Source organism: bacterium (genome assembly GCA_021371935.1).
GTDB lineage: Bacteria > Armatimonadota > UBA5829 > UBA5829 > UBA5829 > UBA5829.
Genome location: JAJFVF010000013.1, coordinates 1 through 12,786, shown reverse-complemented (window position 1 = coordinate 12,786; position 12,786 = coordinate 1). Strand labels below are relative to the sequence as shown.

The following is a 12,786-nucleotide window of genomic DNA, read 5'->3' as shown; positions in this document are numbered from 1 at the left end:
ATGCTGAAATAGACCAATTCGGTGATTCTCGCCAATCACTCCATCAAATTGCATGGATTTTTGGCAATATGCTGGAACTTGAGCTTATGCTTGCCAGTATATATATAATAGCAGTAGTGCTGTTTGTATAGCATATGATACACAATCTGCGAAAAGAGGGGCTAATTTGTACGATCTGTCACTTTGGGATATGACCAGCAGGCTAATGCTGTCCATCCTGTTCGGCGCTATGATCGGAATGGAGCGCGAAACCCATGGACGCCCGGCAGGACTGCGCACGCATATACTGGTCTGCTTCGGCTCCACACTCTTTACACTCGCGTCATACCAAATTGCAGGAAAGATTTATGACCCCGCACGTGTGACCGCGCAGATCGTCACCGGTGTCGGTTTTCTGGGAGCCGGGACAATTATCCATCAAGGTAGTGTCATCAGAGGTCTGACTACGGCAGCCAGTATATGGACCGTCGCCGCAATCGGCGTTGCAACCGGGATCGGCGGCAAAATGCTCTATCTCGCAGCTATTGCTGGGATTATGTCATTCGTCGTGCTCAGTCTGGTGGCACATCTCGAAAAGATGATGACACCGCACAAGGATGAGCGGTCACTGACAATCAACACCTCAAGTGTACAGGAAGATATATGTGATATCCTGTCGGTGCTTTCAAAACACTGTCTGCGAGTGCGCATGCTCAATCGCGAAGACGATGCAGACGGCTCGGGATATACATTTACGTTTCGGCTGCGCATACCAACAGGGTTCGACGAAGAATCGTTCAATCATGACATTGCCGCAGTACAAAACATAGTCAATTACAGATGGGATTAGTCAGTTGACATGCTGATCTCTTCCGACACTATCTCAGCCGTCATCTCTATCTTCACAGTCGGCTCACCCATCACAACCCGTATTTGATGAGTCTCGCCGCCTGGAAATACAGGCAGCAGGTATGAGTCGTGGCTCATTCCGTCGACATATATCTCCTTTACACCATGCGATACGTGTTCCGGGTTTTCGACCGTGACTTCATAAGTTGCACGCCTGAAACGCCGGACTACCTTATATGAATCCCACTCTGATGGTATGCATGGATCGATCAGCAGACCCCGTATCTCCGCACGCACGCCCAGTATCCAGTCCAGAGCGACTTTCCACATCCAGGCTGCGGTGCCCGTCGTCCAACTGAACTCACCCTGACCATAATATTTTGAATCGGGACCGTGAATATATTCGCAATATACGTATGGATCGGCTTTATATGTGTCCTGGTCCTGCTCACCGCGATGAACGAACGAAACCTCTTTCCAATATTCATACGCCTGGTCGCCTCTGCCTAAAATACACTCAGCCATTATCGCCCAGGCAACCGGATGACAAAAGATTGTGCCGTTCTCTTTCGTACCGGGGGCGAACCTGGTAATTATCCCCAGTTTGGGGTCCGGCTCACGGTATGCCGGAAGGAACAATGCCGGACCATATGGCGTGTTCAGATGGTCCTTCACAGAGTTCATGCATCGAATGGCACGGTTTTTGGATGTGGCGGTCCCCATAATCATCCAGGACTGAGCATTTAGATATATACGACCCTCGATATTTCGCGATGAACCGAACGCCTCACCGTCATCACGGGTCCCCCTGATATACCACTGCCCATCCCAGAGATGCAGATTTATATTCCTTACGAGTCTGTCGCGTTCTTCCACATATTTCTGAGCCTGCGCATCGCTGCCCACAAACCACATCAGCGCCGCCACTTCGCGCAGCATCCATGCCAGGTGACCCGCAACCATGGCGCTTTCACCGCGTCCCTGCCTGCCGACATAGTCCAGGCCGTCGTTCCAGTCGGCTGCCATGATGAGTGGAATTCCGCGTTCGCTCATGTGATCGAGCGTATAATCGATGGCTCTCAAAACATGCATGCGGACTGTTTCCGACCCACTGTCATAGTATTTGACGGCCTCATCCAGAAACATCAGATCGCCCGACTCCTTCAGATACTCCACCACACCGAGCACCAGCCACATCGGATCGTCCGAATGGCCGGTCTTTGAGCCGATATTTGTCAATGGGTCCCAGTTGTGCAGGGTGCTGCCGTCAGGGAACTGGTGCTCCAGCATATAGATAACGTGCTCACGTGCCCAGGCGAGATCATTTGGAAGGACGGCAAGCATATCCTGCCAACTATCTCGAAATCCGATAATCGAGCCGCCGCCCAAGTAATATGAGTCCATCCTGGTCCAACGCGAGGTCACCCAGGACTGATACTTGTTCCAGATATTAAACGACAGGTTGAATTCGCGGCTGGGAGTCTCGGCATTTGTCCTGCCGAGATAGCCCTCCCAATATCGATTTACTTCGACAAGCCCGCGTTCGGCTTCTTCCCACTCGTTATATCTGTCTCTCAGGCTCCAGGCCGCCTCTTTATGAAAGACCACGCCGACAAGCACGTTAAAACGCGCCTCCTCACCAGGCTCAAGAACAAATCTGTGCTGCAGCGCAGCCATTATATCCCTGCCCTGACCCTGGCTGTTGCGGAGCTGCCCCTCCTCTATCGCCTGAGGATTTGAATAGTCACGATACATGCCCATGAACTCTTCTTCAAAGCAGTCATGAGCCTCAACAGGCGCACTCGACGTCATGAATGCCCACTTGTCCCACCTGGCATTGGGGTTGCCCGTTGTGCCGAGAGTTATGTTCCAATAGCGGCTGCTGACAAATATTGTGCCGTCCTCTACGCTCGATTCATTAAACAATGCGGAGAAATTGGCCTCCGTGGCATTAAAGAGATAATTTGCAAGGTCCCACTTCACATAAGGAAACGCCTGGATTTCGCGCTTCTTCCCTGAAATATTCTTGAGCGACACCATCCAGACTTCGACATCGTCCCTCGGAGGCACGTAGTATGTGATGCTGCTCTCGATGCCATTGGCGGACCTTATGATTTGCGTATAGCCGATGCCGTGACGTGCCTCGAAATTTGACGTGTCGTCACATATCGGCTGCCAGTTTGCGCTCCAGTATTCACCTGTCTCGGCGTCGCGCAGATAAATATATCTACCGGGTCTGTCCTGCAGGACGACTGTCTGTGGAAGCTCGCGAGTTACGCGGTTATAACCCGATGTCTCGAAAAATGAATGCCCGCCGCCTGTCTGCGAACATATGGCGCAGTAGCGGCCGTTGGTCAGGTAATTCGCCCATGGGCGCGGCGTATCAGGGCGGGTGATGATATACTCCCCGCCATCTTCCGAGAAATATCCGCAGCTCATGTCTCTGCCTCTCTGACTCTAAGTTCTTCGACAAAAATTTGCCGTGCTCCCGCCACGCCTGCAGCTACCAGTTGGGCGAGATTTCTGTCTTCCTCAGAATCGACTATACCCTTTAGGAAGACATCACCATTCGCCACGCGTACAGCTATCGTCTGACCCGCAAGGCGTTTGTCCTGGTTTATCGCATTGTTGACAAGCCCGGCAAGCACTTCGTCTTGTAATGTCACGCCGCGCACCCCCGTTCTAGAAGTTAGAGGTAAGAAGTAAGAGGTTAGAATTTAGCATCACATTTGTTCTTTCCCCAAGGCGGGAGGCGTGAAACAGTATGACTATGGGGCTATCGAATGGGCGATTCGCTCGATCTTGTCTGCAGGCAGGTCGGCAACAACCGTATATCGACCTGTGGAGAATATTAGTCCCTGGCCACAGTCGAGCGCTACTTTCTTTTGCGGAGTGAACTTATTCGATCTGGTTATGCTGATCGAATAGAGACCATCGGAGTAGACCATAGTGTCTTTGTCGGCACTAACCGGCACAAAGCCATGCGGGATATATGATGGTTTGGGGATATCACACTTCGAGGTCGGTCTGTTTTTCCCGGACTTTATCTTGCGTAAAGATCCGCCTTCAAATGAAATCGAGACGGTCTTCATGGAGCGTTTGACCACATTGTATGCTGTCCAATCACGAGACGCAAGGATAACATATTTGTGTTTGTCCACCCATATCTGCTTCCAGGGCATTTGTTTGACGCGCGGCTTCAGCCGCAGAATCCATGTCTCTCGCCCTGCTATTCGGTCCTGTCCTTCGACCAGCGGTATATAGTTGCGTAATATTAAAGGCTCGATATCAGTGGACTTCGTTATTTCGTAGAAGTCGTTCTTGGTGTATATTGTGGAACGGATTTTTCTGTCGAGTATTACCGTGGTATGCTCCTGTAAAGCCCCGTAACATACTTTTTGCTGTGCGCGAAGAACCTTTCGCAGCAGTGCACTGCCATTTACATGCGGAGGCTTAGGATAGATTATTATGCCGAGCGCGAGCACTGCAATCGCAATCAGTGGTATTTTGAGCTTATTTATCATCTTTGCTCACACTGATATTGGTATTGCCGAAAAGTGGATTATGCGACTCGTGATCCAGATGCTTCAATACGATGCTCATAACAGATGCATCCGCTTTTGGCAGTTTTGGTTTGGTTTCGCTCTCTTTGACCGCGAAGACTGCCCACAGCGCCACGGCAAGTGTCCATGCAATAATCGCCTTCCTTCTCTTCCGACGCTCCGAGAGCGATTGATTCTTTACCGGACCCATCTTTTGCCTCCTGGCACTTTGCAGCCACGCAAATTATAGGGATCAAGCCTGTGGGCTGTCAACCTCCGGCAATTAATAATCCGGCTCGGCGGGAGGCTCGCCCTCCTGTCACAATAGGAAAGTTAAGGCTTCTGCTGAGTCGGAAATCAGCATAGAAGCACCGGTGCAGAAATTTCTCGGACGATCAATTATTGCCTGCACGTTAATTGACGGTTTGTTGTTTATACGTGACGGGTAATTATGGGTTACGCAAACTACTGACTTTGGGAGGTATAGTATGCGACACGTGTACATAATTATGTTCGCTCTCGCCATCGTTTTCGCAGCTGCGGCACTGTCCGCACAAACATGTTGTCCGTCGACGACGCAGCCGTGCAAACCGGAATGCCCGACTTGTCCGTCATGTATTTCGGGATGCCCAGCGGCAACAAAGGCAGTTGCTTCTGCGCTGGGCTCCGGGCCGGCAGCAAATCTGCAGGGACTATGCGGTGCGGACTTCGACAAGACCTACATGCAGACTATGTATCAACTGCATACGACGATCAGCGCATTCACAACTCAAGGCATTGAACAGACGACCGACAGGTGTCTGAAGGACTTGTCCACGACTATTCGTAAAGAGCAGACCGTGATGAACGAAAAACTGGCTGCTTGGGCAAGAACATGCAATATCTGCCCGCTGCCGGTCGACTATTCAAAGGTGCAGGCGATTGTGAATACTCTGCCCAAGTGCGATGACTGTAATTTCAATGCTGAATACGCAAGAACACTCTCGATGCTGCTCTCACAGCAGCGTGACGCGGACCAAATGGCTGTGGCGCAGTCACCGACAAAGGAACTCAGGGATGCGGCGTCATGCTCACTTGCTGCTACTCAAAAAGAAATTAGCACGCTCGTCAAATGGATAGGCGACAAGGTTTGTCCTTCGACAACCTGCCCAACTCCATGTCCGACACCGTGTCCTACGCCTTGTCCGACTCCATGTCCCAAGCCATGCCCATAATGGCCTGTGGGATTTTGACATTTTATAACGCCCCGGAAAATCTCCGGGGCGTTATGCATACTCGGTAAACAATCTATGTTTCAATTGCATATTATCAGACCGTTTGTTGATTGGCATGAGAGGGAACAAAGATACCGGGGCATATAGAAAACAACAGGAGGCAGTGAAAAATGAGATACCTAGGCATCACGTTGCTGGCGTTGATGTTTGCAGCCGTTCCAACTACGCTGTTTGCGGAATGTGGATGCGAGCCGGCGTGCCCGACATGTCCAGCACCATGTCTGACATGTCCTGCCGAGCCTGCGAGTATAGGTGCAGGACCTTGTCCAGAACTTGCGGATTTGTGCGGCTGTGACTTCGACCAGGCCTTTATGCGCCTGATGTATCAACAGCACAGTGACATCGCTGCGCTTGCCACTCAAGGAATACAGTTGTCCACAAACAAGGCTATCAGAGACTTGTCGGGCAAGATACGTTATGAACAGACTAAGCAAAGCCAGAAACTGGCTTACTGGGCACAAAAACAGGGAATGTGCACCCTGACCGCGGACTATAACAGGATACAGTGTGTCATGGACAGTCTGAAGCAGTGCTGCGGTGCTGATTATAACGTTCCATACGTCAAGACAATGATCGGACTGCTGGAGCAAAACAGAGCGGCGGCACAGCTTGCTCTCTCCAAGGCGACTATGCCGGGACTTCGTGATCAGGCAAGGATTGTTGTGAACTCGACATCCAAGGAAATTGTCGCTTTACAAAACTGGCTGTCGAGATATGGTGAAGTATGTCCGGTATGCCCGTCGTCCACTGGTGCAGGACCATGCTGTCCACCGGCAACATGTCCGACATGTCCTACGACATGTCCGCCGGCAACTTGTCCGACATGTCCTACGCCTTGTCCTACCTGCCCTTAATCAGGTATGGATAGACTAAAAAACGATGCCCCGCTCATATTGTGGGCGGGGCATTACTTTTACATGTAGGTTCTTTTGTCTATTTGCTCTGAAGAAGAGCCAAATCCAACACCTCATCGGCATGATCGACCAGATGGAAAGTCATCTCGTCTCGAACATTCGATGGTATCTCTTCGATGTCATTTTCGTTTTCCCTGGGCAGGATAACCGTCCTTATGCCCGCTCTATGAGCCGCAAGCACCTTCTCCTTGACCCCGCCTATGGGCAAAACACGACCACGCAGAGTGATCTCACCGGTCATTGCAACATCCCTGCGCACAGGCCGCTTTGTGAGAGCCGATGCAATCGCAGTGGCGATAGTGACACCTGCGGACGGACCGTCTTTGGGCACGGCTCCCTCCGGGACATGGATGTGAATATCAGTGCGAGAGCTGAATTCCTCATCAATACCCAGAGTCCTTGCACGTGATCGAACGTATGTCAGAGCAGCTTGAGCAGACTCTTTCATCACATCACCCAACTGACCGGTCAGGATGAGATTGCCCTTTTCGGACTTCATCAACACGGTCTCGATGGAGATGACATCCCCGCCAAACTCAGTATATACCAGGCCGGTCACCGCAGCGATTTCATCCTTTTCTTCCGCTCTGCCGAAGTGATACTTCTGCGTGCCCAGATAGGTCTTGATATCCTTTTCGCGGACGGTGGTCTTGGTAGTCTTGCCCGTCGCCACTTCTTTGGCCACTTTGCGACAGATAGTGCCGATCTTGCGTTCCAAGCCGCGCACTCCGGCTTCGCGAGTATATTCGCGTATTATCCGCCGCAGCGCAGGCTCATATATCGAGAGCAAATCGCTTGTGAGGCCATTTTCTTTAATCTGCTTCGGCAGGAGAAAACGCTTTGCAATCTCCAGCTTCTCGTCCTCGATGTAGCCGGAGAACCTGATTATCTCCATCCTGTCTCGAAGAGCGGGCGGGATCGTCTCCAGCACATTTGCGGTCGTGATGAACATCACATCACGCAAATTGAACGGCACTTCCAGGTAATGATCGCTGAAAGAATCGTTCTGCTCGGGGTCAAGAGCCTCCAGCAGAGCCGATGACGGGTCACCCCTGAAGTCCGTGCCGATTTTGTCGATCTCATCGAGCATGAAGACCGGGTTGCGCGCGCCAACCTGTCTGATACCCTGGATTATTCTGCCGGGCAGTGCACCGACATATGTCCGCCTGTGTCCACGAATCTCTGCCTCATCACGCACGCCGCCAAGTGATAGCCTGTAAAATTTGCGTCCCATCGACTTCGCGATAGACTTGCCTATACTCGTCTTGCCGACACCTGGGGGTCCCACAAAACATAAGATCGGGCCTTTGATATCATTTGCCAACTTGCGGACGGCGAGGAACTCAAGCACTCGCTCCTTGACCTTGTCCAGACCGAAATGATCGGCATTGAGCACATTCTCGGCTCCACCAATATCCAGCGATTCCTCCGACCACAGTGCCCATGGCAGCGCAATCAGCCAATCGAGATAATTGCGTATGACGGCTCCCTCGGGTGATGCAAACGGCATCTTATCCAGCCGGTCCAGTTCCTTCATAGCCTTGGACTCGACCTCTTCAGGCATCTTCGCTTCGGCGATCCTTGTCTTATAATCATCGCCCTCACTCGCATGCCCGTCGCGGTCACCAAGTTCCTGCTGGATCGCCTTGAGCTGCTCGCGGAGTATATACTCGCGCTGCATATCACCCATCTCTTTTTCCACACGGCTGCGGATGTTGCGCTGAATATCCAGCACCTCCATCTCTTTTTGCAGCAGTGTGTTGAGCTTTTCCAGCCGCCCGATGACGTCGACCGTCTCCAGAACATCCTGCTTGATCTCGGTCTTTATAGGCAGATGAGGGATGATCGTATCGACCAGCTTGCCCGGCTCCTCTATGCCGACAACATTCATCATCAGCTCAGGCGGGATCGGGTGACCGTTATATCCGCCCTGATTCTGAACGATCTGATCGAAAACGGTGACCACGCTGCGCATCAGCGCTTCCACATTAGCCCCTGTGACTTCGGGGCTGCTGAGTATGCGGACCCTGGCCTTGAAGAACGGGTCGGTGTGAACGAACTTCGTGATCTGCGCCCTGTCGATACCTTCGAGCGTAGCACGGACCGTACCGTCCGGCACGCGCAGCACCTGCATCACCTCGACGACCGTCCCCACCCAGTATACATCGTCGGGTGTCGGGTCCTCCGTAGAAACCTCCTTCTGCGCTACCAGCAGCAGATATCGGTTCTTTTCGAGGGCATAATCGAGCGCGCGAATAGACTTTTCCCTGCCCAGAAAGAGCGGAAAAAGCATATGCGGAAAGTATACGCTGTCTCTGACCGGTAACACCGGGAGTATTCTCGGCAGCTTGCGAGGCAACTGCAGACCATCCAGCGCATGTGAAATTTCTTCCTGACTGTCATGATCCAAATAAGCCATACTACGACGCTTGCTTAACCTCGCTCAGGGTAACGAGCGTGGGTTCCTTCTTGTTGACGATAGTATCTTCGGTAATAATGCACTTCTTCACGTCCTGGCATGAAGGCAGCTCGTACATGATGTTGAGCATCACTTCTTCGATGATGGAGCGCAGTGCTCTGGCTCCCATTCCGCGCTTCATCGCCTCTTTCGATATTGCAGTCAGCGCGTCATCCGTTACGACGAGGTCGACCCCGTCGTATTCAAAGAACTTCTTGTATTGCTTGACAAGCGCATTCTTTGGCTGAGTCAGAATCTTGACCAGCGCATCCTCATCGAGCGAATCCAGAGTAGCCATCACTGGAAGCCTGCCTATGAATTCAGGGATCAACCCGAACTTCAGGAGGTCTTCGGGCAGCACATGCTTGAACATCTCGCCCGGATTTTTCTTGACCTTGCTTTTGGCCTCCGCGCGGAACCCCATCGAATTATCCGATATTCTGCGGCCAATGATATCTTCCAGACCGTCGAAAGCGCCGCCGCATATGAAGAGCACATTGGTGGTGTCGATATGGACATATTCCTGCTGTGGATGCTTCCTGCCGCCCTGCGGAGGAACAGCCGCCACAGTGCCCTCGAGGATCTTCAGCAGAGCCTGCTGTACACCCTCACCCGAGACATCACGCGTGATCGACGGGTTGTCGGACTTGCGCGCGATCTTGTCTATCTCGTCGATGTATATAATGCCGCGCTGGGCGTTTTTGACGGTGTCCTGGATGCTGCCGCCGGTGTCCGCAGCCTGCAGGAGCTTGAGAAGAATATTCTCCACATCCTCGCCGACATAACCAGCCTCTGTAAGAGAAGTGGCGTCCGCTATGGCAAAGGGAACATTGAGAATCTTGGCCAGAGTCTGCGCAAGCAGCGTCTTGCCCGAGCCGGTGGGTCCGATGAGCATAATGTTGGACTTCTGAAGCTCGACATCGGACATGTTGGAATTGATGCGCTTGAAGTGGTTGTACACAGCCACCGACAGCGACCTCTTCGCCTTTTCCTGACCGACCACATACTGACTGAGTATTCGATAAATTTCCTTGGGTTTGGGCACGGAGCCTATCGATGAAAAGTCATCGCTCTGACCGGCCTCGCCCCTTATGATGTCGTTGCAAAGCTCGACACATTCGATACATATCCCACCGTAGACACCTACGAGGAGCTTTTTAACCTGATCGCGGCTCTTGCCGCAGAGTGCGCACCTCTCACCGGTGCGATCATATCCGATCCTGGCCAAATTCGTATCCCCCTACAAAAAACGGTTGCGGGTTAAATGAGTTTTGAATTATGGATTGTGAGTTGTGTGTTCGCTCACCAAATATAAAGCTTGTCAGCGATAAAAAATCGCAGAGTTCACTTTCGGGCCGGATCGGATATCCAGCCCGAACTGAACCTATCAACTGATTCCTATTTCCTAATCCCTACTCCGACGCCGTGAGCACTTTGTCCACTATGCCGTATTCCTCAGCCTCTTCGGGTGACATATAGTAGTCGCGGTCAATGTCTTTCTCGACCTTATCGCGAGGCTGGCCGGAGTGTTTGGCCAGCAGATCGACCAGCAGTGATTTGTAGCGCAGGACTTCCTTAGCCACAATGTCTATATCGGACGGCGTGCCGTGAAAACCGGCGCTGCCCTGGTGGATCATGATCCTCGAATTCGGCAGAGCAAGGCGCTTACCCTTAGCGCCGCCGGCCAGCAGCACCGCAGCCATACTCATGGCGTGCCCCACGCACATGGTCGCAACGTCGGGCTTTATTATCTGCATTGTATCATATATCGCCAATCCGGCAATCACTGAGCCGCCGGGACTGTTGATATAAAGCTCTATATCCCGATCAGGGTCCTCTTTCTGCAGGAAAAGCATCTGAGCCATTACCAGGTTGGCAATGTCATCGTCAATCGGGGTGCCGATGAAAATAATCCTGTCCTTCAACAGCCTGGAATAAATATCATATGCGCGCTCGCCCCGCGCACTCTGCTCCACAACCATCGGTACTAGCGCCATTAGTTGAACTCCTTTCAACTATTCTACGTTTTTAATATTGGAAGCATTGACCAGAAAGTCTATAACTTTTTTGGTCAGAATTCGATTTCGGACGTCCGGCATACTCTTTGTTTTGTCTACGTAAGCCCTTATAGTCTCTACAGGAACCCTGTTTTCATCCGCCATGACCTGAAGAGCTTCCTCGACATCAGAGTCCTCGATCTTTATATCCTCTTTTGTAACGATCTCACCCAAAACGATGCTGCTCTTTAGCTCTTTCTTCGCCGACTCCTCATACTCGCTTTGCAAGTCTTCGAACTTGATATCCCTGTATTTCAGAAAGTCGTCAATCGTCAGATTGCGCTTTTTGAGATTCTTGGCAAGCTCTTCCATGTGCTTTTGCACATTATCACTTACCAATACGCCGGGAAAGTCCGCCTTGGCGTTCTCGATCACCTTGTCTACTATCTTATTCCGTACTTCGGCGTCCGCTGCGTGCTCTTCAGACTCCTGCATTGCGGATTTTATTTTGGCGCGAAACTTTTCAACTGTGTCGATCTGCTCGGAATCAGGCTCTTCACCCTCTTTTGGCGCAGGCGCAAAATTCGCTTTGACCCACTCATCGCTCAGTTCAGGCACTTTCTTTTCGTGAATCTCGCACATCTTGACCCGCCAGGGGATCGTCTTGCCGCGCAGTTCCTCTGCCTGAAAATCGTCGGGATATGTGACGCCGATGACTTTTTCATCATCCGGGTTCATCCCCGCAAGTCCATTGTTGAACTCCGGGAGAGCATCTCCGATATCGAACACATTCGACTTCATCTCGGCATTCGGATCGCTGTCGTCCTTCATCTCGACACGGACAACATCACCGACGCGCGCCTCCCGCTCATGCACTTCGGGAAACTGAGTATGTCTCTCAAGAATACCCTTAATATTCTCCTCGATGCCTTCATCGGTCACAGGCTCGACTTTTCGCTCGACGTCGATGCCTTTGTAGTCACCCAATTCGACTTTCGGTTCAAGCGGCACGACAGCCTTGAACTCAAGAGGCTCGCCAAGCTCGAATTTGATTATATCAACGTCGGCAAGAGCATACGGTTCCAGCTTGCTCTCTTCCAGAGCCTCTATATACGCGCTTTTGAGGAGCTTGTCCGCCGCTCTGTCTTTTACTCTCTCTTGATCCAGCACACGCTCCAAGACGACTCTGGGAGCCTTACCTTTTCGAAAACCGGGAATATTGGCCGCCTTGCCCAGTTCGGCATAGGCATCGTCAACGGCTGCATCCACTTTCTCTGCATCAACCTTGATATGCAGTTCCACCTCGCAAGGGCTTTTCTGCTCCTGCTTCACCAACATGTCTGTTCTTCTCCAATCTAGCCAGCATTATTCACGATGAACGTGAAATTTGCTGCAGAGTGTTTTTTGTATGGCCTGAATAACTCGTATTCGCGAATTATTCAGGCTAGATTTGCACACAAAAAAAGGATACAGGACGTTAGGCACTCGCCGCACATGCGTGCTTAGTGTCCGCTATCCTATACCCATTTTGTTGAATCTGGAGCGGGGGACGGGACTCGAACCCGCGACATCCACCTTGGCAAGGTGGCGTTCTACCACTGAACCACCCCCGCACGCTAATCCATATCCTATTTTACCGGCTGTGGTGGGCGAGAGGAGAGTTGAACTCCTACGCCTTGCGGCACTAGATCCTAAATCTAGCGTGTCTGCCATTCCACCACTCGCCCGTGAGTGGTGGACGATCAGGGACTCGAACCCTGGACCAATGGATTA

General features: G+C 51.7%; 11 protein-coding genes and 2 tRNA genes. 3 read left to right on the top strand and 10 right to left on the bottom strand.

What is annotated here, in order from left to right; translation table 11 throughout:
• The first annotated feature begins 166 nt into the window (after positions 1-166).
• Entirely contained in the window at positions 167-829 is a 663-nt protein-coding gene (locus tag LLG46_10135) for an MgtC/SapB family protein (GenBank protein ID MCE5323656.1), read from the top strand.
• On the opposite strand, the gene LLG46_10130 is transcribed toward LLG46_10135, so the two are convergent.
• The 4 genes from LLG46_10130 to LLG46_10115 form a co-directional block, all read right to left on the bottom strand.
• Positions 826-3,267 (bottom strand): glycosyl transferase family 36, encoded by a 2,442-nt coding sequence (locus LLG46_10130; GenBank protein ID MCE5323655.1) that lies wholly within the window; start codon positions 3,265-3,267, stop codon positions 826-828. The genes LLG46_10135 and LLG46_10130 overlap by 4 nt on opposite strands.
• A complete protein-coding gene (locus tag LLG46_10125; GenBank protein ID MCE5323654.1) occupies positions 3,264-3,494 on the bottom strand; it encodes a BON domain-containing protein in 231 nt (76 codons plus the stop codon). Before LLG46_10125 ends, LLG46_10130 begins: the two co-directional genes overlap by 4 nt.
• 102 nt (positions 3,495-3,596) lie before the next feature.
• Positions 3,597-4,352, bottom strand: coding sequence for a hypothetical protein (locus LLG46_10120; protein MCE5323653.1), 756 nt, complete (start codon positions 4,350-4,352; stop codon positions 3,597-3,599).
• Complete coding sequence (locus LLG46_10115; GenBank protein MCE5323652.1) at positions 4,342-4,581, bottom strand: hypothetical protein; 240 nt, start codon at positions 4,579-4,581, stop codon at positions 4,342-4,344. Before LLG46_10115 ends, LLG46_10120 begins: the two co-directional genes overlap by 11 nt.
• Positions 4,582-4,858: 277 nt before the next feature.
• On the opposite strand from LLG46_10115, the gene LLG46_10110 reads away from it, so the two are divergent.
• Together LLG46_10110 and LLG46_10105 are read left to right on the top strand one after the other, a co-directional pair.
• Positions 4,859-5,584: a DUF4142 domain-containing protein gene (locus tag LLG46_10110; GenBank protein ID MCE5323651.1), complete on the top strand. Its 726-nt coding sequence runs from the start codon at positions 4,859-4,861 to the stop codon at positions 5,582-5,584.
• Between the two features lie 170 nt (positions 5,585-5,754).
• The gene (locus tag LLG46_10105; protein ID MCE5323650.1) at positions 5,755-6,498 is read left to right on the top strand and encodes a DUF305 domain-containing protein; all 744 of its coding nucleotides are present in this window, start codon (positions 5,755-5,757) and stop codon (positions 6,496-6,498) included.
• Between the two features lie 79 nt (positions 6,499-6,577).
• Here the strand turns inward: LLG46_10105 and lon are convergent, their stop codons facing one another.
• The 6 genes from lon to LLG46_10075 form a co-directional block, all read right to left on the bottom strand.
• Positions 6,578-8,977, bottom strand: a complete 2,400-nt coding sequence (lon, locus tag LLG46_10100; protein ID MCE5323649.1) for an endopeptidase La — start codon at positions 8,975-8,977, stop codon at positions 6,578-6,580.
• A 1-nt stretch (position 8,978) separates the two neighbouring features.
• Positions 8,979-10,244: an ATP-dependent Clp protease ATP-binding subunit ClpX gene (clpX, locus tag LLG46_10095; protein ID MCE5323648.1), complete on the bottom strand. Its 1,266-nt coding sequence runs from the start codon at positions 10,242-10,244 to the stop codon at positions 8,979-8,981.
• A 184-nt stretch (positions 10,245-10,428) separates the two neighbouring features.
• Positions 10,429-11,013 carry an ATP-dependent Clp protease proteolytic subunit gene (locus LLG46_10090; protein MCE5323647.1) on the bottom strand — a complete coding sequence of 195 codons (585 nt, stop codon included), beginning with the start codon at positions 11,011-11,013 and terminating at the stop codon, positions 10,429-10,431.
• 18 nt (positions 11,014-11,031) lie between these two features.
• Complete coding sequence (gene tig / locus LLG46_10085; protein ID MCE5323646.1) at positions 11,032-12,351, bottom strand: trigger factor; 1,320 nt, start codon at positions 12,349-12,351, stop codon at positions 11,032-11,034.
• A gap of 200 nt (positions 12,352-12,551) precedes the next feature.
• Positions 12,552-12,626 (bottom strand) — tRNA-Gly (locus LLG46_10080).
• A 30-nt stretch (positions 12,627-12,656) separates the two neighbouring features.
• A tRNA-Leu gene (locus LLG46_10075) sits at positions 12,657-12,740 on the bottom strand.
• Positions 12,741-12,786 lie beyond the last annotated feature (46 nt).

Excerpts from the sequence above, each read along its gene's own strand:
- LLG46_10130 (MCE5323655.1), bottom strand. The coding sequence starts at position 3,267 with ATGAGCTGCGGATATTTCTCGGAAGATGGCGGGGAGTATATCATCACC.
- LLG46_10120 (MCE5323653.1), bottom strand. The coding sequence starts at position 4,352 with ATGATAAATAAGCTCAAAATACCACTGATTGCGATTGCAGTGCTCGCG.
- LLG46_10115 (MCE5323652.1), bottom strand. The coding sequence starts at position 4,581 with ATGGGTCCGGTAAAGAATCAATCGCTCTCGGAGCGTCGGAAGAGAAGG.
- LLG46_10110 (MCE5323651.1), top strand. The coding sequence starts at position 4,859 with ATGCGACACGTGTACATAATTATGTTCGCTCTCGCCATCGTTTTCGCA.
- LLG46_10105 (MCE5323650.1), top strand. The coding sequence starts at position 5,755 with ATGAGATACCTAGGCATCACGTTGCTGGCGTTGATGTTTGCAGCCGTT.
- lon (MCE5323649.1), bottom strand. The coding sequence starts at position 8,977 with ATGGCTTATTTGGATCATGACAGTCAGGAAGAAATTTCACATGCGCTG.
- LLG46_10090 (MCE5323647.1), bottom strand. The coding sequence starts at position 11,013 with ATGGCGCTAGTACCGATGGTTGTGGAGCAGAGTGCGCGGGGCGAGCGC.
- tig (MCE5323646.1), bottom strand. The coding sequence starts at position 12,351 with ATGTTGGTGAAGCAGGAGCAGAAAAGCCCTTGCGAGGTGGAACTGCAT.